At 67.4% G+C, this 24033-nt stretch carries 20 protein-coding genes and 1 pseudogene; 9 read left to right on the top strand and 12 right to left on the bottom strand.

Annotated features, from left to right (window positions below; translation table 11 throughout):
• Window positions 1-150 precede the first annotated feature (150 nt).
• Window positions 151-1086: a LysR family transcriptional regulator gene (locus BG90_RS25870; RefSeq protein ID WP_010109128.1), complete on the top strand. Its 936-nt coding sequence runs from the start codon at window positions 151-153 to the stop codon at window positions 1084-1086.
• A 497-nt stretch (window positions 1087-1583) separates the two neighbouring features.
• Here BG90_RS25870 and BG90_RS25865 read toward each other — a convergent pair whose 3' ends face one another.
• Window positions 1584-3026: a CoA transferase gene (locus tag BG90_RS25865; RefSeq protein WP_010118973.1), complete on the bottom strand. Its 1443-nt coding sequence runs from the start codon at window positions 3024-3026 to the stop codon at window positions 1584-1586.
• A 62-nt stretch (window positions 3027-3088) separates the two neighbouring features.
• Between BG90_RS25865 and BG90_RS35725 the strand changes: the two genes are divergently transcribed.
• The gene (locus tag BG90_RS35725; RefSeq protein WP_124072346.1) at window positions 3089-3505 is read left to right on the top strand and encodes a hypothetical protein; all 417 of its coding nucleotides are present in this window, start codon (window positions 3089-3091) and stop codon (window positions 3503-3505) included.
• A gap of 94 nt (window positions 3506-3599) precedes the next feature.
• On the opposite strand, the gene BG90_RS25860 is transcribed toward BG90_RS35725, so the two are convergent.
• Both BG90_RS25860 and BG90_RS25855 read right to left on the bottom strand, forming a co-directional pair.
• A complete protein-coding gene (locus BG90_RS25860) occupies window positions 3600-3932 on the bottom strand; it encodes a DUF2322 family protein (protein WP_010118975.1) in 333 nt (110 codons plus the stop codon).
• 206 nt (window positions 3933-4138) lie between these two features.
• Window positions 4139-4885, bottom strand: coding sequence for a glucose 1-dehydrogenase (locus BG90_RS25855; protein ID WP_010118976.1), 747 nt, complete (start codon window positions 4883-4885; stop codon window positions 4139-4141).
• A 425-nt stretch (window positions 4886-5310) separates the two neighbouring features.
• Here BG90_RS25855 and BG90_RS25850 point away from each other — a divergent pair, with 425 nt between their 5' ends.
• The 6 genes from BG90_RS25850 to BG90_RS25825 all read left to right on the top strand — a co-directional run bounded on the left by BG90_RS25850 (window position 5311) and on the right by BG90_RS25825 (window position 12762).
• Window positions 5311-6081: a DUF3348 domain-containing protein gene (locus tag BG90_RS25850; RefSeq protein WP_010118978.1), complete on the top strand. Its 771-nt coding sequence runs from the start codon at window positions 5311-5313 to the stop codon at window positions 6079-6081.
• Between the two features lie 10 nt (window positions 6082-6091).
• The gene (locus BG90_RS25845; protein WP_010118980.1) at window positions 6092-8908 is read left to right on the top strand and encodes a DUF802 domain-containing protein; all 2817 of its coding nucleotides are present in this window, start codon (window positions 6092-6094) and stop codon (window positions 8906-8908) included.
• On the top strand, window positions 8905-9552 hold the full coding sequence (locus BG90_RS25840; RefSeq protein ID WP_010118982.1) for an OmpA family protein: 648 nt from the start codon (window positions 8905-8907) through the stop codon (window positions 9550-9552). Before BG90_RS25845 ends, BG90_RS25840 begins: the two co-directional genes overlap by 4 nt.
• A complete protein-coding gene (locus BG90_RS25835) occupies window positions 9545-10252 on the top strand; it encodes a DUF2894 domain-containing protein (RefSeq protein WP_025990244.1) in 708 nt (235 codons plus the stop codon). Before BG90_RS25840 ends, BG90_RS25835 begins: the two co-directional genes overlap by 8 nt.
• 427 nt (window positions 10253-10679) lie before the next feature.
• Window positions 10680-11270, top strand: a complete 591-nt coding sequence (locus BG90_RS25830) for an IMPACT family protein (protein ID WP_010109140.1) — start codon at window positions 10680-10682, stop codon at window positions 11268-11270.
• 427 nt (window positions 11271-11697) lie between these two features.
• On the top strand, window positions 11698-12762 hold the full coding sequence (locus BG90_RS25825; RefSeq protein WP_041282148.1) for a DMT family transporter: 1065 nt from the start codon (window positions 11698-11700) through the stop codon (window positions 12760-12762).
• A gap of 164 nt (window positions 12763-12926) precedes the next feature.
• Here the strand turns inward: BG90_RS25825 and BG90_RS25820 are convergent.
• Window positions 12927-13392: pseudogene (locus tag BG90_RS25820) on the bottom strand (FAD-dependent oxidoreductase); the annotation flags it as partial.
• Between the two features lie 78 nt (window positions 13393-13470).
• On the opposite strand from BG90_RS25820, the gene BG90_RS25815 reads away from it, so the two are divergent.
• Window positions 13471-14127, top strand: a complete 657-nt coding sequence (locus BG90_RS25815) for a TetR/AcrR family transcriptional regulator (RefSeq protein ID WP_010119024.1) — start codon at window positions 13471-13473, stop codon at window positions 14125-14127.
• Here the strand turns inward: BG90_RS25815 and ilvA are convergent.
• The 8 genes from ilvA to BG90_RS36870 form a co-directional block, all read right to left on the bottom strand.
• The gene (ilvA, locus tag BG90_RS25810) at window positions 14106-15707 is read right to left on the bottom strand and encodes a threonine ammonia-lyase, biosynthetic (protein ID WP_082094642.1); all 1602 of its coding nucleotides are present in this window, start codon (window positions 15705-15707) and stop codon (window positions 14106-14108) included. The genes BG90_RS25815 and ilvA overlap by 22 nt on opposite strands.
• 252 nt (window positions 15708-15959) lie before the next feature.
• Complete coding sequence (ppk2, locus tag BG90_RS25805; RefSeq protein WP_010109171.1) at window positions 15960-16886, bottom strand: polyphosphate kinase 2; 927 nt, start codon at window positions 16884-16886, stop codon at window positions 15960-15962.
• A 264-nt stretch (window positions 16887-17150) separates the two neighbouring features.
• On the bottom strand, window positions 17151-18647 hold the full coding sequence (locus BG90_RS35720; protein ID WP_045568450.1) for an OmpW/AlkL family protein: 1497 nt from the start codon (window positions 18645-18647) through the stop codon (window positions 17151-17153).
• Between the two features lie 12 nt (window positions 18648-18659).
• Complete coding sequence (locus BG90_RS25795; RefSeq protein WP_010119044.1) at window positions 18660-19955, bottom strand: HlyD family secretion protein; 1296 nt, start codon at window positions 19953-19955, stop codon at window positions 18660-18662.
• 12 nt (window positions 19956-19967) lie between these two features.
• The gene (locus tag BG90_RS25790) at window positions 19968-20990 is read right to left on the bottom strand and encodes a lysophospholipid acyltransferase family protein (RefSeq protein WP_010109176.1); all 1023 of its coding nucleotides are present in this window, start codon (window positions 20988-20990) and stop codon (window positions 19968-19970) included.
• A complete protein-coding gene (locus BG90_RS25785) occupies window positions 20987-23110 on the bottom strand; it encodes a peptidase domain-containing ABC transporter (protein ID WP_010119045.1) in 2124 nt (707 codons plus the stop codon). The genes BG90_RS25790 and BG90_RS25785 overlap by 4 nt, the downstream gene beginning before the upstream one ends.
• Before the next feature lie 135 nt (window positions 23111-23245).
• Entirely contained in the window at window positions 23246-23431 is a 186-nt protein-coding gene (locus BG90_RS25780; RefSeq protein ID WP_025990246.1) for a hypothetical protein, read from the bottom strand.
• A gap of 240 nt (window positions 23432-23671) precedes the next feature.
• A complete protein-coding gene (locus BG90_RS36870; protein ID WP_010109180.1) occupies window positions 23672-23845 on the bottom strand; it encodes a hypothetical protein in 174 nt (57 codons plus the stop codon).
• Window positions 23846-24033 lie beyond the last annotated feature (188 nt).

Raw genomic sequence — 24033 nt, 5'->3', positions numbered from 1 at the left:
GGGCGATTTATCGCGCACCGGGATTAATCGGTCAAATTCTAAGTTATTATCTTAAGAATAAATCCCGTTAATCTAGTTTTACGATGCAAAATCGTTTCCCGGGAGTAAAAATAAGTGTCGAATATTCGAACCCATGTCGCGCGCGTGCTGATGGATCGCCTCGATTGGAATCTGTTGCGGACGTATCTGGCGATCATGCAGGAGCGCAGCATCAGCCGTGCGGCCGCGCGGCTGCACCTGACGCAGCCGGCGGTGAGCCAGGCGCTCAAGCGGCTCGAGGATTCGCTCGGCCGCACGCTGATCCAGCGGCGCGGCGCGCAGTTCCTGCCGACGCGCGCGGGCGAAGAGGTGTACCGGATCGCAACCGACATCTACGGCCACATGTCGCGGCTCGACAACGAGCTCGACGACCGCGGCGGCGAGCTGACCGGATCGGTGCGCCTGCTGTGCGTGAGTCGCGTCGAATCGCCCGTCTACGACGAGTTTCTCGCTGAATTCCGCCGCACCTATCCGCGCATCGATCTGCATATCGAAGTCATGCGTTCGGCGGATATTCTTTCTTCTTTATTGCAAAAAACCGCGACTTGCGGACTCGCATTATGTCGGACGCCGGTCGATAAAATCGAATTACGCAGTTTTTTGCGACAACGCTACGCAATGTTTTGCGGACGTCACCACCGCCTGTTCGGCCGGCAGGCGTTGAAAATCGAAGATCTGCTCGCCGAGAATTTCGTTTCGTTCACCAGCGACCAGATCGGCGACGCGCTCGCGCCGCTCACCGTGTTTCGCGATCAGCGCGGCTTCACCGGGCGCATCGTCGCGACGTCGGCGAGTCTCGACGAAATCCGCCGCCTCGTGTTCGCGGGCTATGGAATCGGCTGCCTGCCCGAGCACATCGTGCGCGACGACCTCGCGCGGCAGCGGCTCTGGCGGCTGCCGCCGGAGGAAGGCCTGCTCGACGTCGAGATCTTTCTGATGTGGAACCGCGAGCGCCGGATGAACGGGGCCGAGAACGTGTTCATCGAGGCGTTTCAGTGCTATGTGCAGCGGCATCCGATGGCGGAGCGGCTGGGGATGCTGCATTGAGCGGCTCGGCCGATCGGGCCCCGTTCCCATCCGAGGAGGACGGATCGCATCGTGCAGGAAAACGCGGCGCGACATGATTGGACACCGGCGCGGCCTGTCGCCGCCCGGCGCGTCGTTGCACCCGCGTCGCGCAGCGCCGCTTCGAGATTCCCAGCTCACCCCGCCGATCAATCCAATCGTTTTCGTCGTGTGTCCCGCGGTATTGGCGATATGAACGATGAATCTAGCGAGACTGCGGCCGACGCGACGGAGACAATTCCGCCGTTTCGGACTAAGCCGGCGACGGTGCGGGCGCGTGCGGAGACGTATCGCCTTTCTGCTCGACGGCGCGCGCGAGCACGTCTGCGCAACGGCCGGCGATCACCGCATGCGCGCGCTGCCGCGCGAAACGACGCGCGGCAGCCGACCCGATTCCCGTGCCGCCGCCGCTGGCTACGACTATCCGATTCTTATGCGTGCTCCGGCGTGAACGTGATGCATGCGCCGACGCGCGCCCGCTACCACTCGGCAGGCGACGAGCCGAGCGCGCTCGCCGGATGCGGCCAGCGCACCGGGGCGCCGTCGACCGCCACGGGCGCGCGCACGCGCTGCGCCGGCCCCCAGCTCGTCTCCTCGATCCACTCGGCCAGATCGTCGGGCGTTTCGGGCGCGATCGGCGGCCGGCCCTGCTCCTGCAGCCCGCCCGACGCGAGCAGCACCGCCGTTCTCGCGAGCGACGCGCGCGTTCTCGCCCCGACGCCCGTCGCGAGCCGGCGCGCGAGGCCGCGAATCGCGGCGGTCGCGAGGAAATAGCCGGCGCCGTGATCGAGCGCCTGGACGGGCAGCGGCACGGGACGCTCGTCGCGCGTTTCGCGCATGCCCGTCTCCACGATGCCGGCGCTCGTCTGCACGAGGCTGTCGAAGCCTCGGCGTCCGCGCCACGGCCCGCTCCAGCCATACGCATCGAGCGACACGTCGACGAGGCCCGGATTGATCCGGCGCCGCTCGTCGGCGTCGAAGCCGAGCCGCTCGAGCGCGTCGGGCCGGTAGCCGTGGACCATCACGTCGGCCTCGCCGATCAAGCGCCGCAGCAGCGCACGCCCTTCGCCCGACTTCAGGTCGATACGCGCGCAGCGCTTGCCGAGCACGACTTCCGGCACCGTGTTCGGCTCGTCCCAGCCGATCGGATCGATGCGCAGCACCTGCGCGCCGAAGCCCGCAAGAAAGCGCGTGGCGACGGGGCCCGCGAGGATGCGCGTCAGGTCGAGCACGCGCACGCCGTGCAGCGGCCGTTCGGCGGGCGCCGACCACGCCGGGCGCTTGCCCTCGACCGCGACGTCGTCGTGAATCAGCAGCGGCTCCGCGCGCACCGCGAGCCCTTGTGGATGACGCGCCCATTCGTCCTGCGTGTGCATCGCGGCCGCGCAACCGCCCTGCGCGACGACGGCGGACTCGAGCGCGTCGCCGCGCCACTGCTCGACCGCACGCGCGACGGCCGCCTTGTCGAGCGGCGCGCCGAGCACCGCGAGCACGGCGTCGCGATGATGCGGCGCGTTCGTGTGCAGCCTGATCCAGCCGTCGGCGGTGCGATAATCGCCCGCGATCACATCCCACGGCGGCGGCACATGCCAGCCGCGCGGACGCAGCGACGTGCCGAACCACAGCGACGCATAGCGGCGATCCACGTGAACGCCGGGCAGCTTGCCGGTCGCGCGATGCACGAGCTCGGCGATCGCGGCGCTCGCCGCGCCGATCGCGGCCGACGCGAAATCGGTGACCGGAAAGACCGATGGCAGGACGCCCGCGCCGCTGAAGCGCAATGCGCGCAGATAGTCGGGATCGCCGTTCGCGGCCCGCCAGATTTCGTGCAGATATGTGGCGGTGCGAGCGCGGCCGGATTGCTCGGATTGCTCGGATTGCTCGGATTGCTCGGATTGCGATAAAGAAGAGAGATCGGGCATGGATATTCTCGATTTGTCGATATCGCAACAAGATTATTGTCGGCCAACTTCGGCTGTCAACGTTGATTCCGGCAATCAAGTTATTTTTTATTTTATCCGGCCGTATGCTTTTGCAAGCCGATTCGAATGAACGTTGCCCGGCGGATCGGATCGCGCGCGCTCATTCAAATGGCTTTCGATTTTCGGTCCGGCATCCGGGTTCCTGTCGCGACGAAGCCCGGCTGGTCGCTGGCCGCGGCGAAGCACGCATCCGCAACGCTGACGATTCGATGCATCGCGTATTTTCAGCCGCGCGAGATCGGAACACGCTCCGAATCCCGATTCGCTCCATTAGCCGGCATTTTCGAAATATCGAGAAATTCGATGTTGATTTAAAGAATCAAGTTTCGAATGCCAATCAGTCGGTTTTATTATTGCCGTTGGGCTCGCGGACATCTCGCGGCCATTTCGGCGCACCCACGAACGCCTCCTTGCTTTGACGACCAGTCACGGTCGGCAGGCAGACGACGAATCGGTGCGGCGACGCGCGGCGACGGCGCGCCGCGCCGCGCCGCATCGTATGAAAAAAGCGCGTCAGGCTCGTGCGACGACGTCGACGCGCAGCGCTTCGCCGCCGGCCGCGATCGCGAGCAGGCGATCGACGTTCGGATGCGCGCCCGGACGGTTGCGCGCGTCGGCGGTGTGCTCGGCGAACACCGCGAGACCGTGCTCGGCGGCCTTGGCGTCGAGCGTGCCGAACGCCTGGCGCAGATAGTGATACACCGCCAGCGATCCCTGCTTGCCCGGCATGTTCTCGATGCTCGCCACCACGGCGCCGCGGCCGTCGACCAGATCGATGCGCTCGACACCGTCGATGGCGGGCAGTTGGGCGAGGTTGTCCTTGAATACGTGGGTCGGCTGAATCACTGATGACGCTCCGTCTGGTCGGGAATGAGTTTGGCGGAGCGTATCTTAGCCGATCGAGGGCCGGGCATCGCGTCGAGAGGAACGGCACCCGACCGCCTTTGCACGAAGCCGGCGCCCGGGGTCGCCCCCGGGCGGGCCTTCATCGTTTCAATCGCCGGTTCGCCGGATAAACGGCGCAGGCGCAACGGGACAAGCCCGCCCCCGGATCACCGCAAGCCGCCGCTCGCAACCAGGTGCTCGCCCGTCAGCCATCGCGCGTCGTCCGATGCAAGAAAGACGGCGATCGACGCGATGTCGTCCGGTTGGCCCAAACGGCCGAGCGGCGTCTGGCCGACCGCGGACGCTTCGAGGTCCGACCCGATGATGCCCGCGCTGTGCGTGCCTTCGGTGACCACCATGCCCGGATTGATGGCGTTCACGCGGATCTTCCGCGGCCCCAGTTCGCGCGCGAGCACGCCGGTGATCGCGTCCACCGCGCCTTTCGTCCCGCTGTACACCGCGCTTGCCGGCGGCGTGATGCGGGTCACGACCGAACTGACGTTGATGATGCTCGCGCCCTCGCCGAGGTGCTTCACGGCCGCCTGCGTGGTGAGCAGCAGGCCGAACACGTTCGTGTCGAACTGTCTGCGGAAATGTGCTTCGGTGATCTCTTCGATCGGCGCGAACTCGTATACGCCGGAATTGTTGACGAGAATGTCGAGGCGGCCATACGTCTCGACGGCTGTGTCGATGATGCGTTGCGCGTCGGCCGCTTTCGACACGTCGCCCCCGACCGCAACCGCCTTGCCGTTCGCCGCGGCGATCTCGGCCACGACGGCATCGGCGCCCGCCTTGCTGCTCGCATAGTTGACGACGACGGAAGCCCCCTCCGCCGCGAGCGCCTTGGCGATCGCGGCCCCGATACCCTTGGATCCGCCCGTGACGACAGCCACCTTACCCGTAAGCTTGCTCATGATCTTTCCCTTGGCAAAAGTTCGTACATTTCGGAGAACCGGCGATTTTTCCCGACGCTTTCGACCGGCGACGAAAGGAATGTAGTCGACCCGCGCGGGTCGATAAAGCGGCGCGACGCGAATTGAGTTGCGTGATGGACCGAACAATCGACGGGCCGATTCGGGGCCGGCTTCGCAGCGAGTCGAATCGACAATGATCGACGGCATCGTGCGCATCGACGATCGGCGTCGCCGAGGCCCGCGGCCTCTTCGGACACGCCGGCAAGCGCTCGGCGACGCGACGCTGCGCCGACGGAGGCGATGGCTGCTTCGGCCGATTTCCCGCCCCATCCGGCCCGCATCCGCCCTTGCTCGCGCGAGAACTGCCGGCCCTCCCCCCGCCAACGTGTAAACTGCTGCCTTTTTTTGACACTGACACTCGCGGCATGGTGCAAGTCCCGCAACGTAGAGCGCTCGGCGGCCCGACGCTGATCCGCTTGCTTGCTCGCCTGGCGGACGCCGACGTTCCGGTATCCAGGCAATCGCTGTCGGACCGGCTGAGCCGATGGCTCGCCTGGACCGACGCGATCGCGCTGTCCTCGGCGCTGAGCATGAGTCCGCCCGCCGTGGCGGCCGGCGCGCGCGCCGTCGGCGACGACGCGGACAGCCTCGGCGTGCGCGTGCGCGCGTCGCTCGCCAAAGCGATCGCCCGCACCGGCGCGTTCTCCGCCGGACGCGACAGCGCCGCGCCGGCCGCCGCCCGGGATGCGTCCTCGGACGCGCCGGTCGATTTCACGCTCTTTCGTCACGACTACCTGTCGATGCAGCAGGCGATGGAGATGGATATCGGCGACTTGCGCGGCCGTCTGCGGCAGATGATGGCCGCCCGGACGCCCGCGCTCGCCCGGCTCGCGGTGCTCGACGCGACGATGGAGCGCGCGCTGGCCGCGCGCGAGCGGAATCTGCTGGCATCCGTGCCCAAGCTGCTCGGCGCGTACTTCGAGCGCTTGCGCCAGGCCGAGCTGCAGCGGCTGGCCGACGCCGACGCCAACGCCGACGTCAACACTGAAGCAGAGGCCCAGGAAACCGCCGCGACAGTCGCATCGAGCGCGTGGCTCGACGCGTTCCGCAAGGATATGCAGAGCGTGCTGCTCGCCGAGCTGGAAGTTCGTTTTCAACCGGTCGAAGGGCTGCTCGCCGCCCTTCGCGCCCGCTAACCGGGACCCCATGTCCAGATATCACGTCAATCTCGCTGTCTTTTTCGCCGGTCTCGCGGCCGTCTGCTGGATCGGCGCCGGCTATGCCGTGACGAACCCGCTGGCGCTCGCCGTCACGATGGTGATCGCCGCCTGCTATCTCGCCGGCGCATTCGAGCTGCGTCGCTATCAGCAGGCGACCTCCACGCTCGTGCGCGCGGTCGCGGGCCTGTCCGAACCGCCGTCCGGATTGGACGCCTGGCTCGATCGACTGGATCCGAGCCTGCGCAACGCCGTGCGCTTGCGCATCGAAGGCGGGCGCGTCGCGCTGCCGGGGCCCGCGCTGACGCCGTATCTGGTCGGCCTGCTCGTGCTGCTCGGCATGCTGGGCACCCTCCTCGGCATGGTCATGACGCTCAGGGGCACGGGCGCGGCGCTGGAAAGCGCGACGGACCTGCAGGCGATCCGCGCATCGCTGGCGGCGCCGGTCAAGGGGCTCGGATTTGCGTTCGGCACGTCGATCGCGGGCGTGTCCACGTCCGCGATGCTGGGCCTCCTGTCCGCGCTCTGCAGACGCGAGCGGCTCCGCGCCGCGCAGGCGCTCGACGCGAAGATCGCGACGACGCTGCGCATCCACTCGCACGCCCATCAGCGCGAGGAAACCTTCAAGCTCCTGCAGCGGCAGGCCGAAGCGATACCCACGCTGGTCGATCGGCTGCAGACGATGATGACGACGCTCGAGCGGCACGGCATCGCGTCGACCGATCGGCAGATCGCCGGCCAGCAAGCGTTCCTCGGCAAGGCGGAGGAGACGTACGCGCGGCTTGCTTCGTCGGTCGGTCAGTCGTTGAAGGACAGCGTCGCCGAAAGCGCGCGCGTCGCGGGCGCGGCGCTGCAACCGGTCATGGAAACCACGATGGCGGGTCTCGCGCGTGAGACGGCCGCGCTGCACGACGCCGTCTCGCATGCGGTGCAGCGGCAACTGGATGGCCTGTCGGCCGGCTTCCAGGCGACGGCCGCGAACGTCGCCGATGTCTGGAGCAAGGCGCTGGCCGAGCATCAGCGCTCGAGCGACGCGCTCGCGCAACGCCTGCACGGCTCGGTGGATCGGTTCGTCGAATCGTTCGAACAGCGCTCGACGGCCCTGCTGGACGGCGTCTCGGCGCGTCTGGATGCGACGGCGGGCAGCGTGTCGGCGGCGTGGAACGACGCGCTGTCGCGGCAGGAACACGCCAACGAGAAGCTGGCCGAGCGCAATCGGCATGCGCTGGAGGCGGCCGCCGCGACTTTCGAGCAGCATTCGGCGGCGCTGCTGCGCACGGTGGATCAGTCGCATGCGGATTTGCAGACGGGGCTCGCGTCGCGCGACGAGCAGCGGCTGGCCGCCTGGACCGATGCGCTCGCGTCGATGGCTACCAAGCTCGGCAACGAATGGGAGCAGACAAGCGCACATGCTTCCGGCCGCCAGCAGGAAATCTGCGACGCACTCGCGCAAACCTCGCGAGACATCTCGACCCAAGCCGCAACCTTCGAACAGCACTCAGCCTCGCTGCTGCGTATGATGAGCCAGTCTCATTCGGATTTGCAAACGGAACTCGCGTCGCGCGACGAGCAGCGCTTGACCGCCTGGACCGATGCGCTCGCGTCGATGGCTACCAAGCTCGGCACGGAGTGGGAACAAGCGAGCGTACACGCAGCGAATCGACAACAGGAAATCTGCGACGCGCTCGCGCAAACCTCGCGAGACATCTCGACCCAAGCCGCAACCTTCGAACAACACTCGGCCTCGCTGCTGCGTGTGATGAGCCAGTCTCATTCGGATTTGCAGACGGAACTCGCGTCGCGCGATCAACAGCGCTTGACCGCCTGGACCGACGCGCTCGCGTCGATGGCCGCCAAGCTCGGCAACGAATGGGAGCAGACGAGCGCACACGCCGCCGGCCGCCAACAGGAAATCTGCGACGCGCTCGCGCAAACCTCGCGAGACATCTCGACCCAAGCCGCAACCTTCGAACAGCACTCCACCTCGCTGCTGCGTGTGATGAGCCAGTCTCATTCGGATTTGCAGACGGAACTCGCGTCGCGCGACGAGCAGCGCTTGACCGCCTGGACCGACGCGCTCGCGTCGATGGCCGCCAAGCTCGGCACGGAGTGGGAACAAACGAGCGCACACGCAGCGAATCGACAACAGGAAATCTGCGACGCGCTCGCGCAGACCGCACGCGACATCTCCGCCAAAACGCAAGCGCACGCGAGCGACACGATTGCCGAGATCTCCCGGCTCGTGCAGGCCGCGTCGGAAGCGCCCAAGGCCGCGGCCGAGGTCGTCGCCGAGCTGCGCCAGAAGCTCTCCGACAGCATGGTCCGCGACACCGCGATGCTCGAAGAGCGCAGCCGCCTGCTCGCGACACTCGAAACGCTCCTCGATGCGGTCGACCACGCGTCGACCAAGCAGCGCACGGCCGTCGACGCGCTCGTCGCGACGTCCGCGGATCTGCTGCAACGCGTCGGCACGCAGTTCACCGACAAGGTCGACGCCGAGACCGGCAAGCTCGGCGCCGTCGCCGCGCAAGTCACCGGCAGCGCCGTCGAGGTCGCGAGCCTCGGCGAAGCGTTCGGCACGGCCGTCCAGTCGTTCGGCGAGTCGAACGACAAGCTCGTCGCGCACCTGCAGCGCATCGAAGCCGCGCTCGACAAGTCGCTCGCCCGCAGCGACGAGCAGCTCGCCTATTACGTCGCGCAGGCGCGCGAAGTCATCGACCTGAGCATGATGTCGCAGAAGCAGATCATCGAAGACCTGCAGCGCGTCGCCGGTCAGCGTGCGTCCGCCGGAGCCGAAGCAGCATGAGCGACGAAATCGACGGCGGCATCGAGCAGACCGCGCCGATCTGGGCCGCATTCGGCGACCTGATGTCGGTGCTGCTGGGCGCGTTCGTGCTGATCCTGGTCGGCGTGATCGGCGTGCAGCTCGAACTCTCGTCGAGGCTCGACGCCGAGGTCAAGCAGCGGCAGATGGAAACGCAGCGCCGCAAGACGCTCGAGCAGGCGCTGGCGGGACCGCTCGCGGCGGGACGCGTGACGCTCGTCAATGGGCGCATCGGCATCAGCGGCAGCGTGCTGTTCGCGCTGAACTCCGACGAGTTGCAGCCCGCGGGCCGCGATCTGCTGAAGAGCCTGGCGGGGCCGCTCGCCGCTTATCTCAAGGCCAATCGCGAAATCCTGATGGTGAGCGGCTTCGCGGACGACCAGCAAGTGCGCGCGGGCAACCACCGCTTCGCGGACAACTGGGAGCTGTCGGCGAAGCGTGCGCTGACGGTGACGCGCGCATTCATCGCCGAAGGCGTGCCGGCGTCGTCGGTGTTTGCGGCCGCGTTCGGCTCCGAGCAGCCGGTGAGCCCGAACTCGGATGACGAAGGACGCGCGAAGAACCGGCGCGTGGAAATCGCGCCGGTCCCGCGGCCGACGGCCGGCGACGGTGAGCACCGTGAATGACGCCGCGTCGCGCGCGCAGGCGACGCTCGACGCATGGCGCGAGCGCGGCGCCGATCGGCTGGATCCCGCGCGCTTCCGCTTCATCGACGCGCTGCGGCGGCGGGCGGCCGGCCACGCCGGCGACGCGCGCCGGATTCTGGACGCGCGGCTGTCGGCGCTGATCGACGCATACGCCGACGATCTCCGGCGCGCCGAATCGCCCGCCGACGCGGTCGAAGGCGCGATGTCGGCTTCGGCTTCGACGTCGATGCCAGCTCCAGCCGAGCCGGCGCGCGGACCGCTCGCCGCGCTGCTCCACTACATCGACAGCCAGGCGCGGCCGAACGCGGGCGGCCCGTCCTCCGACGCCGGCGGCACGGCGAACCGCGGCCGCCTCACCCTTCGCGCGGAACCGGAAATGCTCGACTACTTCCGGGAAACCTGGTCGAAGGTCAGCACGGACAGCCAACTGCTCGCATCGCTGGAACAAGTGCCGAAGAACGCCGGCCCGCTCAATTCGAACAGCCTCGTGCATCGATCGCTGTCGCTGATGCGCGAGCTGTCCCCCGAATATCTGCGGCAGTTCCTGTCTTATGTCGATGCGTTGTCTTGGCTCGAGCAGATGAATCAGATGAACGGCGACGAGGCCGCGGCGAGCGACGACACGGCGCGCGGCGGAGGCGCCGGCGCGAAGAAGAACATGCGGAAGAAGTCGCGATAGCGTCGTGGATGGGATTCAGGCGCCGTGACGACCCGACATCGACAGCGCGCCGCCCGCTTTCCGCACGCCGCGGTTCGACCTGCCGGCACCCGAGCGCGCACCCTGCGTTGCGACCCGTCCTGGCAGGCGGATCGACGAGTGCGACTGGTCGGCCAATCAATCGATGCATCGGAGACGCGCGGATACCGCCGCGACCGCCCCGCCGAAAGCGCCGGCGCCTTCGCATGCCGATGGCATTTCGGCGTCGCCCGCATGGCGACATGCCTGCTCCGATACGCGCCGCGTAGAATCCTGTTGTTTCATCGGCGATCGACGCGGGCGCCAAGCAGGCAAGCCGCTCCCGTCGGCACACCGGCCGGCCGACGCGACCGGAGGCCGGGAACCGTTTTACGCCGTTGAATACAATGCATTTTTCGCAATGCCGCCCATGACCTACACGCTCGCCGCCCGCTACACGCGCGAACTCGAAATCCGCAAGAGCCGCTTCATCGCTTACGCAATCCCGGTCGAAGACCGCGACGCGGCGATGGCCGAATTGCAACGCCTGCGCGCCGAGCATCCGAGCGCAACGCACGTCTGCTGGGCGCTGCTCGCGGGCGGCCAGTCCGGGATGTCGGACGACGGCGAGCCGTCCGGCACCGCCGGCCGGCCGATTCTCGAGGTGCTGCGCCATCACGATCTCGACGGCGTGCTCGGGGCGGTCGTCCGCTACTTCGGCGGCGTGAAGCTCGGCGCGGGCGGCCTCGTGCGCGCGTACACCGACGCGATCGCCGCCACGCTCCTCGATGCGGAACGCGTCGAGCGGATCGCCTATGCGCGGCTCGCGATCGAAGTCGGCTATCCGGACGAAGCGCGCGTGCGCCGCTGGATCGAGCACGAAGGGCGCGATCTCGTCGACAGCGCGTACGGGATGACGGTCAAGCTCGTGATCCGGCTGCCCGCGACCGCGGTCGATGCGGCGCGCGACACGCTGTTCGATCTGACGCAGGGGCGCGCCGGGTTTCCTTCGGCGGATTGACGAGCGCGAAGCGGCGCGCGCGGCGCCGGGCGGCGCGACGGATTCGGACGATGCGCCCGGAATTCGGCGTGGTATTTTTCTGTCGCAACATGTCTGCCCCCGAGCCCTCCTCGACGATCGAGCGCGCGGTCGAGCGTTTCCCAGCAGGCATCCGGCAGCGGCCGCCGCCACGTCGATCCGCATCTCCGCCTCCGCCTCCTTTGATTCGCCGATCCACCGATCCACCGATCCACCGATCTACCGACTCACCGATTCGCCAATCCACCGACCCACAGTCCACCAGCCCTCCGACTCCCCCCATCCGTCAATCCGCCTTCGAATCGATCCGCCAAGCCGCCCGCCACAAAACGGATGGCCGCCGCCCCCGGTTTGCGCTATCGTGGCGTCACTTTTCCACGTCGACCCGCGCCCACCACGCGACGCCCCCATGTCCGCACGCATGCACGCGGCTTTCACCGCCCTCCTCGCCGCCGCGCTGTTCGGCGCCACCACGCCGCTCGCGAAGACGCTGCTCGGCTCGCTCACGCCGTTCATGGTCGCCGGCCTCTTCTATCTCGGCAGCGGCGTCGGCCTCGCCGCGTTCATGCTGATTCGCCGGCTCGCGCGCGGCGCAAGCGCATCGCAGGCCGGGCAGTCGCGGCTGCCGCTCGCCGAGCTCCCGTGGCTCGCGGGCGCGGTCGCGGCAGGCGGCGTCGCGGGCCCCGCGCTGCTGATGCTCGGCCTCGCGACGACGCCCGCCGCGACGAGCGCGCTGCTGCTGAATCTCGAAGGCGTGTTCACCGCGGTGATCGCGTGGGTCGTGTTCCGCGAGAACGTCGATGCGCAGATCTTCGCCGGCATGGTCGCGATCGTCGCGGGCGGCGTGCTGCTGTCGTGGCATCCGGGCGCGGCGGGCGTGCCGCTCGGCGCGCTGCTCGTCGCGGCCGCATGCGCGTGCTGGGCGATCGACAACAACCTGACGCGCAAGGTCTCGACCCACGACGCCGCGACGATCGCCTGCATCAAGGGGCTCGTCGCGGGCTCGGTCAATCTCGGGATCGCGCTTGCGCTCGGCGCGAAGCCGCCCGCCGTCTCCGTAACCGCCGCCGCGATGCTGACGGGCTTCGCCGGCTACGGCGTGAGCCTCGTGCTGTTCGTCGTCGCGCTGCGCAACCTCGGCACCGCGCGCACCGGCGCGTATTTCTCGGTCGCGCCGCTGTTCGGCGTCGGGCTGTCGCTCGCGCTGTGGCCCGAATGGCCGCCGCTGTCGTTCTGGGCGGCCGCGGCGCTGATGGCGATCGGCATCTGGCTGCATCTGCGCGAACGGCACGAACATCCGCACACGCACGACACGCTCGAGCACAACCACCGGCATCGTCACGACGAGCATCATCGGCACACGCACGACTTCGACTGGGACGGCACCGAGCCGCACACGCATCCGCATCGGCACGCACCGATCACGCATACGCACGCGCACTTCCCGGATATACATCACCGGCACTCGCACTGAGCGCCGGCGCGTGGCCGGCATTGGGGCTTTGAGCTTTGATGAAGAAGAAACGCACGGTAGCGTCGCCCGCGCGCCGGCATCACGACATCACGACAACACGCCCGACGCCGCGCCGACGATCCCCGCGACGCTCACCGCCGCCGCCACCGACGCGATCCACAGATAAGCGCCGCGCGGCCGAACGTCTGCTCGGCCCATTGCGCAGCGTCGGCGTCGTCGAATTCGGCGAACGCCGCATACCGATTCGGATCGAGCGCGCGAATCCGTGCGAGCAGCGCGGCGCGCGAGCGGCCGACGCGCAGACTGTCGCGCCAGCCGAGCAGGCCGCTTGCGGGAATCGTCCACGGGCGGCGCGCATGCACGCGATACAGCCGCCGCCGGTGCTCGAACGCGGCCCACGGCGACGTCTTCACGAGACGGGCGGCGAGCCCCGTTTCGCCGAAGAGCGGCATCAGATGCCGATAGCCGGACGACGCAAACTGCGCGCCGCATTCGATCACGTGCCCGTGGAACGGCACGCTGCGAATCCGGCCGCCGGCGCGCTCGGCGGCCTCGACGACTGTGACGTCGCAACCGCGCCGTTTCAACTGCGAGCCCGGCGATTCCTGCTCCGACGACGAGTACATGCATGGCGGCCGCGACGAGGACTGTTGAACGAGGCCCTGCAATAGCCGCCACGATCGCACCATACAAAGCCTGTACGTTTTCATGGCAAGAACGACACGAACGGATTGGATCGCGGCGGGCCTCGCCGCGCTCGACGACGAAGGCGCGCGAGGCATCTCGGCCGACCGGCTCGCGCGCCGCCTGGGTGTGACGCGCGGCGCGTTCTACCATCACTTCGGCAGCCGCAAGGCGTTCGTTCAGGCGCTGCTCGCCGAATGGGAGACGACCTACACGACGCAGGCGATCGCGCTGCTGCAACGCGACGGGCCACCCGAGCGCGCGCTCGACCGCTATCTCGCCGCGGCGTCGCAGATGAACCCGCGCCGCGAGGCGGCGATCCGGACGTGGTCGCTGCACGAGCCGCTCGTCGCCGAATTCCAGCGCCGCGCCGACCGTGCCCGGCTCGCCGCCGCGCACGCGTTCTGCCGGCAGACGCTGCGCAGCGAAGAAGATGCCGCGCTGTTCGCGCAGGTGTCCTACCTGTGCTTCGTCGGCGCGCAGCAAAGCGCGCTGCCGATGGGCCCGGACGATTTCACGACGCTGTTCCGCGCGCTGCTCGCGCTCGGCAGGCGGCTGCCCGCCGCCGGCGAAGACGAAAGCGATGCGAAGACCGGCGCCGCCCCCGCGCCGGCACGCCGGGCGAAGCGGCGTGAAGCGCGCCGGCCAGGCAACGAACGTCAGCCGAGAAACAGTCGATAAGCGGGATTGCCGGTTTCCTCGCGAAACGGATAGCCGAGCGTCGCGAGAAAGCGATCGAACGCCGCGCCGTCCGCGTGCGGCACTTGCAGGCCGACGAGGATCGAGCTCGCGTCGCCGCCCTGATGGCGGTAATGGAACAGGCTGATGTTCCAGTCCGGCGCCATCGCGGCCAGGAACTTCATCAGCGCGCCCGGCCGCTCGGGGAATTCGAAGCGGAACAGCCGCTCGTCGCGCGCGAGCGGCGACCGGCCGCCGACCATGTGCCTCACGTGCTGCTTCGCGAGCTCGTCGCCGCTCAGATCGACGGTGTCGAAGCCGTGCGCGGCGAAGCTCGCCGCGATCGCGGCCGACTCGCCGCGGTGCTTGATCTGCACGCCGACGAAGATGTGCGCCGTGCGCGCGTCGGCGATCCGGTAGTTGAACTCGGTCACGCTGCGTTCGCCGAGCAGCGCGCAGAATTTGCGGAAACTGCCGCGCGCTTCGGGCAGCGTCACCGCGAACACCGCCTCGCGCGCCTCGCCCACCTCCGCGCGCTCGGCGACGAAGCGCATCCGGTCGAAGTTCATGTTCGCGCCGGACGTGACCGCGACGAGCGTCTCGCCGTCGATCCCCTCGCGCGCCGCATACAGCTTCGCGCCCGCGACCGCGAGCGCGCCCGCCGGCTCGAGCACGCTGCGGGTGTCCTGGAACACGTCCTTGATCGCCGCGCAGAGCGCGTCGGTGTCGACCGTCACGACGTCGTCGAGATACGCGGTGCAGAGCCGGAACGTCTCCATGCCGACGAGCTTCACCGCGGTGCCGTCGGAGAAGAGGCCCACCTCGGGCAGCTCGACGCGCGCGCCCGCTTCGAGCGAGCGCTTCATCGCGCACGAATCGTCGGTCTGCACGCCGATCACCTTGATCTCCGGCCGCACCGCCTTCACGTATGCCGCAACGCCCGCGGCCAGGCTGCCGCCGCCGATCGGCACGAAGATCGCATGGATCGGCCCCGAATGCCGATGCAGCACTTCCTTCGCGACCGTGCCCTGCCCGGCGATCACGTACGGATCGTCGAACGCCGGAATGAACGCGAGCCCGTCGCGCTGCCGCAGGCGCAGCGCGTGCGCATACGCGTCGCTGTACGACTCGCCCGCCTGCACGACTTCGACGAACGCGCCGCCGTGCGCGCGCACCGCATCGACCTTCACCTGCGGCGCCGTCTGCGGCACGACGATCGTCGCCTTCACGCCGAGCCGCGCCGCCGCGAGCGCGACGCCCTGCGCGTGATTGCCCGCCGATGCGGTGATCACGCCGCGCGCGAGCGCGTCGGCGGATAGATGCGCCATCTTGTTGTACGCGCCGCGAATCTTGAACGAGAACACCGGCTGCGTGTCCTCGCGCTTGAGCCAGACGGTGTTGCGCACGCGCGCCGACAGGTTCCGCGCGCACTCGAGCGCCGTCTCGCGCGCGACGTCGTAGACGCGCGCGTTCAGAATCAGCTTCAGGTAATCGTCGAGTGCGCCCGCGTGGACCGCGATCGTCGCGGCTGCGTCGGGCGTGCGGGCTTCGGGGGTTTCCGTAACAGCGTCGGCTGACTGCATGACAGGCTCTCCTGGGGATGGACGCCCGGGAGACGGAAACAAAAAACCCGCCTCACGGGGCGGGTTGCTGTGATTGCTCTCGGACGCGCGCTAACCCACCATTCGATGAATGGTGCGAATAATGTGCGCAATGCGGAAGCAACGGGAATTCATGTGCGCAAGCTTGAGTCAGCGCGCGCGGTTTGTCAATCCTTCGCCGACAGGCCCGCGCGCCATCCCGCTGCGGCGAACGCCGGTTGCCCGGCCGCAGCCTCAGTAAATCTCCGGAACAATCATATCCGCCGGCACCGGACGCCGGATGTAGTCGTCGTGATGCTCTCGCTGCGGCAGATGCACCGGATCGCGCTCGATCTCGTAGTACGGCACGAGGCTCAGCAGATGGTGCATGCAGTTGAGCCGCGCGCGCTTCTTGTCGACCGCCTGCACGACCCACCACGGCGCCTCGGGAATGTGCGTGCGCATCAGCATCTCCTCCTTCGCCGCCGTATACGCCTCCCAGCGGCGCCGGCTCTCGAGATCCATCGGGCTCAGCTTCCATTGCTTGAGCGGATCGTCGATGCGGTTCTGGAAGCGCATCTCCTGCTCGTCGTCGGTGATCGAGAACCAGTACTTGACGATCTGGATCCCGCTGCGCGCGAGCATCTTCTCGAATTCCGGCACCGACCGGTAGAACTCTTCGTGCTCATCGTCGGTGCAGAAGTTCATCACGCGCTCGACGCCCGCGCGGTTGTACCAGCTCCGGTCGAACAGCACGATCTCGCCGCCCGCGGGCAGGTGCGCGACGTAGCGCTGGAAATACCATTGCGTGCGCTCGCGGTTGCTCGGCGCCGGCAGCGCGGCGACCCGGCACACGCGCGGATTCAGCCGCTGCGTGATGCGCTTGATCACGCCGCCCTTGCCCGCCGCGTCGCGCCCCTCGAAGATCACGACGAGCCGGTGCCCGGTGCTCACGACCCAGTCCTGCAGCTTCACGAGCTCGCCCTGCATGCGGAACAGCTCGCGGAAATAGTGCTTGCGCGCCTCGCGGCGCTCGGCGGAAAAAAGCGACTCGTCGTCGAAGCGACGGTCGTCGAGCTCCATCTCGAGCTCTTCGTCGTACGCGTCGACGAGATCCTCCTCGAAGCGGCGCTGCCGCTCATGCAACGGCGCCGTGTCGCGCCGCGTGTCCTTCTCGCTCATGTCGGCCTCCTTGCTGCGTCTGCGGACATTATCGCAGGCTCCGGTGTCGCGGGAATGACCGCGCGCCGTTGTTCGTGGAGCCGACGGCCGCGAGCGGTGCCGGACGACCGGTTGCGGACGGCCGGTGCGGAGGGTCGGTTGCGGTGGGTCGGTTGCGGTGAGTCGGTTGCGGTGGGTCAGGTGCGGTGGGCCGGTTACGAAGCGCCGGTTGCGGACGGCCGGCAGAACAGGCTGGCCGACGCCGCACAGACACGCCGCATCGCTTCAGAACCGGTAATTGAGCAGCATCGTGCAAAGCAGGACGTTCGCGGAAAGCGTCGTCGTGTCCGACGCGAGTATCCGCTTCGTATCGTTGATGTTGAGCGTGATCGCCGCCTTGAGCGGAATGTACGAGAGCGCCGTCGACAGCGACAACTGGCGCGTCAGCTGATAGTTCGCGCCGACGACGAAAACGGGCGTCCATGTGCTCTTCACGCTCGCCGTCGCCCGGACGCCATTCGGCAGGACCAGATTCGCGCCCGCCTGCAGCAGACGATCGAGCGCGCCCGGATCGGTGAGCAGCGATTGCAGCTCGCCGAGCGAGATGCCCGCCGACAGCAGGCCGCCGAGCGACACGAGCTTGTTGGCGAACACGGGGTTCAGGTTCGAGTTCGTGAAGCGCGTGTAGCTGATGCCGAGGCCGACGTATGGCCGGAACCGGTCTTCGCGCTTGCCGAGGTAATACTTGAACACGGTCGACGCGAGCCACGCGCGCGTCGTGCCGAGCGGATTGCTCTGCGTGTTGCCGAGATCGACGAGCGGCAGCCGGCCCGGCACGCCCGGGAAAATCTTGTCGAACGGCAGGCCGATGCTGCCGTGGCCGCGCATCGTCAGCTCGGGCGGGATCCCGCCGACGATCTCGGCCGCGACGTGCTCGCCGAAGAAATGCGTGAACGTGAACGCAAACGTGTTCGCGTTGCTGATCGACACGGCGGAGCCCGGATTCACGAAGCTGCCGATCCCGAGCGCCGCCGTCGACGTCGTCACGGGCGTCGAGCGTCCCGTCGACAGCACGTAGTGCCAGCCGACCCCGATCATGTTGCTGTCGTCGCCCTGCAACTGCTCGAGGAGCGTCTGGCCCTGCGCCTCCGGCAGATCGGGCAGCATCTCCGGGTCGATCGGATGCAGCTCGTACGGCATTCGGTCGTAGCGCACGCCGGCGATGAAGCGCGGCGACGCGTCGGCGGGCGGGCGCTGCGGCGCGCCGCTGTCCGGCGCGCACAGGCCGTCGCCGCACGCGGCCGTCGCCGACGCGCCGTCCGCCGACGAACCGCCCGGCGCGTCGGCGAAGCCGATGCCGTCGTCGCCTTCGGCGCGCGCGCGCAGTGCGCCCGGCGGCGGCGCGGCGCGCTGGCCGAGCGTGATCTTTTCTTCGGTGAGCTTGCGCGGACGCGGCTCATTCGGGTCCGCGGCGAATGCGGCCGATGGGGCCGATGCGGCTGCCCCATCGGCCGCCGCGCCGCTCGCCGCGGCCGGCGACGCGGCGCCGGCCGCCTCCCGCCGCGCGCCGCCCGGCACCGCCCCCCACGCGCTCGCGTCGAAGCCCGGCGCGTCGCCGCCCGGAAAGAAGCCGATGCCGTCCGCGCCGTCGCGCCATCTCGCCGCGCCGCTGTCCTGCGCGTGCGCGGACCACGCGCACGCGAGCAGCGTCGCGCCGAGCCAGCAGGACACCGGGGCGCGCCAGCCACGGCGCGCTCGTTGACGGCGATGCTTGTCACCCATCCGCATCGAACGTCACGCGGGCGTACCGAACATCCGCTGCCGGATTCGATACAGCGGTTCGAACAGCCATTCGAGCAAGCTGCGCTTCTCGAGCACGATGTCCGCCCGCAGCGTCATCCCGGCCTTCAGCGCGAGCGGCGAGCCTTCGAACGCCGGCTTGCGGTCGGCGAGGTCGACCCAGCTCTTGAAGTAGGTCTGCGGCGAGCCCGCGTCGGCGGGCAGGTTCAGTTCCTTCGCGGTGAACGCGACGGGCGACACCGACACCAGCTTGCCGCGATAGGTGCCGAACTTCTCGACCGGATAGCTGCCGTAGGCGAGCTTCACTTCCTGGCCGGGCTTGATGAACCCCGCCTTCGACGACGGGATGTACAGCTCGGCGATCATTCCGTCCGCCTTCGCGGGCAGGATCTCGACGACGCGCGTGCCGGGCGGATCGATCACGCTGCCCTGCACGACGTCGAGCCGCACGATCTGCCCGTCGGCAGGCGCGTACAGCACCTGGTTGACGCTCTCGTCGATGTTGTATTCCTTCGAGTTCAGCTCTTCCTGCTTGATCTTCAGCTCGGCGTTCGAGCCGTCGTACTTGCTCTGCACCGTTTCGAGATCGCCGCGCAGCTTCATCGCGTTCTTCACGAGATCGGCCTTGCGCAGCATCAGGTCCTGATACGCCTGGCCCGCCTGCAGGTACTGCGTGTTCACCTGGTTGTACTGCTCGAGCGTGACGACCTGTTCGTTCAGCAGCTGCTTCACGCGGTCGCGCCGTTCCTGGTATTCGGACACGATCCGCTTCTGGTCCTGGATCTGCTTGTCGATGAGCGCGCGGCTCTCCGACAGCGCGGCGATCTGCTGCTTGATCTGCTCGATGGTCGACTGGTATTCGAGCTTCGCCGCGTCCATTTGCTGATCGACCTCGACGCGCTGCCGCTTGATCGACTCGCGCATCCCCTGCACGTTGTTCGCCTGCGACACGAAGCTCGTGTCGCGCGTGACGCTCAGGAGCTTCTGCCCGGCTTTCACGTGCTGGTCCTTCGCGACGTACAACTCGCGCACCGCCCATCCGGGCGGCGCGCCGACGCCGATCAAGCCCGTGCGCGGCGTCAGCATGCCCATCACGCTCTCGGTGTTCGCATACGTCAGACGGACGAGCGCGACGACGAACATCGCGAACATCGCGATCGACAGATAGCAGAAGAAGCGCATCGACACCGGCACGTCGACGACGCCGTTGATCACGGTGCCGAACGTCGTGCCGCGCGTCAGCTTGCGCGGCGTCTTCTGCTCTCTCAGGGCGGTCATCCAGGTAGGCATGGGCGAAACTCGTCAGGCGCTGCGCAGCGTCCGCGCGGCGGCGCGCGCGTTCTGCTCGAGCAGCGGGGATGGCATCAGGTAAGGCGAAAAGTGCTCCCAGAAGTGCCACTGTTCGGGCTGCTTCACGAGCGCGTCCTCGAGCTTGTCGGCGATCCGCTGATGGGTCGCGGCGACGCGCGACGTCTCGTCGGCGACGCCTAGCATCCGCGACGCGGGCCGCGCGTCGAGCTCGACGAAATGCATCTTGCATGTATCGCGGAACGGCACGCCGGTCGCGTACGACACGAGCATCGGAATGTCGTGCTCGACCGCGAGCTTCACGCCGCCGCCCGCGAGCCGCACCCAGCGGCCGCCGAGCCGGCACGCGTTGGTCTTGCCGAAGCGGCCGTGCAGGTCGGAGAACAGCAGGAACACGGGCGCTTCCTTGCGCAGCCCCGTGACGAGCCGGCGCAGATGCACGCGCTGCTCGATGTCGATCAGCTCGATCTTGCCCGCGCCGTATTCCTCGACGAGGCGCAGCGCATCGTCGAAGAACGCGCCCGGTGCGTCCTTGTGCATCACGATCATCATCTTGCGGTCTTCGGGAATCATCAGCCGCAGCTTCGTGACGAACAGCATCAGATTGCCGAAGTGCAGGCCCGCGAGCATCAGCGGGCCGCCGCGCGCGAGCGCCTCGCGCAGCGCGGGCTCGCCTTCGCATTCCATCCGGTCGAGCATCGCCTTCATCGACGCGATGCTGTGCGAGCGCAGCATCAGCCCCGCGACCTCGGCCTCGAACAGCTCGCGGACGATGTCGTCCGCGACGCCGCGAATGCGCGCCGGATCGTCGTTCAGATGCGCGCTCAGCATGTGCCGGACCGACATCTCGATCGAACCGCGGATCGACGGGAAGACGCGCAGGCAGGCGCCCGCGCACCAGCGCATCATGCCGAGCCCGCGCTCGGGCGAGCGGCCGAGCGCGATCCGCTTGACGATCCGCCGCACGAAGAAGCAATACGAGAACGCGTTGAACAGAAAGAGCCGCATCAACGTCATCTTGGCACCTCCAGTTCCGGTTGCCGATCCGGCGTGATCTCGGCGAGGCGGCCGTCGCGCATCTCATAGATGCGGTCGACCATCGACAGGATCGACGCGTCGTGCGTGACGAGCACGATCGTGCACGGCAGCGTCAGCACGTTGCGGCAGATCTCGTGCGTCGTCGCCTGATCGAGATTCGACGAGAACTCGTCGAGGATCAGGAGCCGCGGCTCGCAGTACAGCGCGCGCGCGATCAACAGGCGCTGCATCTGCCCGGCCGACAGGAACTTCTGCGTGTCGCCGAGCGGCGTGTCGTAGCGATTGTCGAGCACGTCGATGTCGCGGTCGATGCACGCGAGGCGCGCCGCCTCGTGCATCGCGCCCAGGCGCGGCGCGGGCGCGAAGTTCGTGATGTTGTCGCGAATCGTGCCGCGGAACAGCTGGTCCGACTGCGTGACGGCCGCGACGTGCTTGCGGTAGAGCCTCAGGTTCACCTCGGACAAATCGACGCCGCCGACGAACAGCATGCCCGGCGTCGACTGATACAGCCCGCAGATCAGGTTCAAGAGCGTCGTCTTGCCGCTGCCGGTGCGGCCGACGATCGCGACCTTCGCGCCGGCCGGCACGTCGAGATCGATGTTCTCGAGGATCGCACGCCGGCCGCCCTTCGGTGTGTACGTCAGCGCACGGATCGACAGCGAGCCGTCGAAATGCTCGATCGAGCGCACCGGCGCGTCGGGCGCGGGCTCTTCGGTCTCGGTCTGCAGCACGTCGGCGACGCGGTCCATGTGGACCTGCAGCACCTTGCGCCGCACGTAGAGCTGGATCGAATCGATGAACTTGTCGGCGAACAGGTTCTTGTATTGGATGAACGCGTAGATGACCCCGATCGTGCTCTGCCCGTGCATCACGAGCCACGCGCCGTACGTGACGATGACCAGCTGCTCGATGTGGACGATGCCCTTCGAGATCGCGTCGAACAGCAGCTGCAGCCGCTCCTGCTGGCGGACCGCCTGCAGCTTCTGCGTGAACGCGTTCACCCACAGGCTGCTGCGCGACGTCTCCGACGACAGCAGCTTGATCGAATGCGCGGAGCGGATGTTCTCGATCAGGAGCGCGTCGGCCTCGGCGCCGCGCGTCAGGATCTGCGACATCGCATCCTGCAATTGCGGCTGGATCGCGAGCCGCGACAGCGCGAACAGCACCATCCCCGCGAGGCTGATGCCGGCCAGCACCGGGCTGTAGTACAGCATCAGCACGAGCGTGACGACGCACGTGAAGATATTGAGCAGCCCGCCGATCAGCCCGTCGACGAGAAAGCGGCCGATCTCGGACACCGACGCGACGCGCGAGATCGAATCGCCCGTGTTGTGGAACAGGTAATAGCCGATCGGCAGCCGCGCGAGATGCCCGACCATGTTCGCCGACAGCTGCTGCGACACGATGTTGCGCAGGTAGCTCTTGATGTTGCCGACGAGGTTCGCGTACAGCGTGTCGAACAGGAACACGATGCCGAACAGGATCGTCAGCAGGTACAGGATGTCGACGTCGGTCTTCTTCAGCGCCTCGTCGATCGTCAGTTGCACGTACGACGGCCCGAGCAGCAGCAGCAACTGCGCGGCGATGCCGCCCGCGACGCCGAGCAGGATGCTCTTGCGGATGCCCGTCAGGCCGACCAGATAGTCGCGCAGATGGATCTTGTCGGTCGTGCCGGCGTGCTTGAAGCCGATGTCCGGATTGAGCTCGAGCGCGTAGCCCGTGATCTGCGCGAGCGCCTGCGCGAGCGGCAGCTTCGTCTCGCCGAGCGCCGGATCGACGATGTGCACGCTGCCGTAGCACACCTTCGTCAGCACGACGTAGTGGTTCATTCCCCAGTGCAGGATGCAGGGCAGCTTCAGCGCATCGATCTCGTTCGCCTCGAACTGGAGCCCGCGCGCGCGCATCCCGAGGTCGTTCGCGATCTCCATCAGGTCGAAGAACGACAGGCCGGAATCGATCTTGACCGGATAGCGGTTGCGCAGCGTGCGCAACGTCGTGTCGCGGCCGTGCCAGGTCGCGATCATCGCAAGGCACGCGAGACCGCACTCGGTCACCTCGTCCTGAAGAATGGGCCTGACTTTATTGGTGTTGAACCACATAGCTTGCGAATCGCTGGACACGACAATACCGGCCCGCGCGCGGCGCGGCTTGGCTCGAAGCCATCGCGCGAGCGCGGCGTGAACGCCGCGTCCGGCCTCAGCCGAACGCGGCTCTGGCGATATCCGGGATCGGGCTTAGCTGCCGGATCCCAGCGCCATCTTGAATTGGTTGACGGCCTGGGTCTGGTATTGGGTCAAGAGCCCGTTGACGACGGGACCGATCGATTGATTCGCAAGGGAGACCGTGTAGGCGGCCGAATTGGCGTAGGCGGAACCTCCGCCGCGGATCGCACGGGCTTGCTGCTCTGATATGGCTTGCATCGGGGTGGCCTTTACTCTTTTAGCGATGTCATCGACCCGAATCCGCATCCGCCAAAGCGGACGACCCCATCCGGAGCTGCCTCGACACCACTGTCTCCTAATCATTTCCTCCGATTGCCAACCAAGACGAATGAATAATGTTTTTATATCTCGATTGACGACGGATTACCGTTTTGCAGCTTGAACTTGAGACCATTTTACGCGGGGGGCGCCTCCCCGCGCAAATGCAACGACGCGTGCTTACTTGCCGTTGCTATTGTAGTTCTTCGGGTTCTGCAGATAGCCGCCGAGCGTCGGCATGAACTGGCCGAGCGCCGTGAACAGCGGACCGGACGCTGCTGCCAGCGTGCCCAGCGAGCTGATCGGACCGCCACCGTGAACCGCCTTGGCCTGCTCCATCGTCATGACCTTCATAACTATCTCCTCGTAAAGAATAAAGACGGCGTCAAGACTTCTCTAATAATGCCAATGGCCGTGAATAACCGAACGACGTTTATTTTTTATCGCTGCGATTACAAGCCGGAATCAGGCTATCATGCGCTCAAGGCGGAAACAAGATGGCCGGCCGCGTCTTATAAAAGTTTTTGACGTTCCGGAATTCA

The organism is Burkholderia oklahomensis C6786, assembly GCF_000959365.1.
GTDB classification, from domain to species: domain Bacteria; phylum Pseudomonadota; class Gammaproteobacteria; order Burkholderiales; family Burkholderiaceae; genus Burkholderia; species Burkholderia oklahomensis.
Note: the sequence above shows the minus strand (reverse complement) of the source record. Positions and strands in the feature narration are given on the sequence as shown.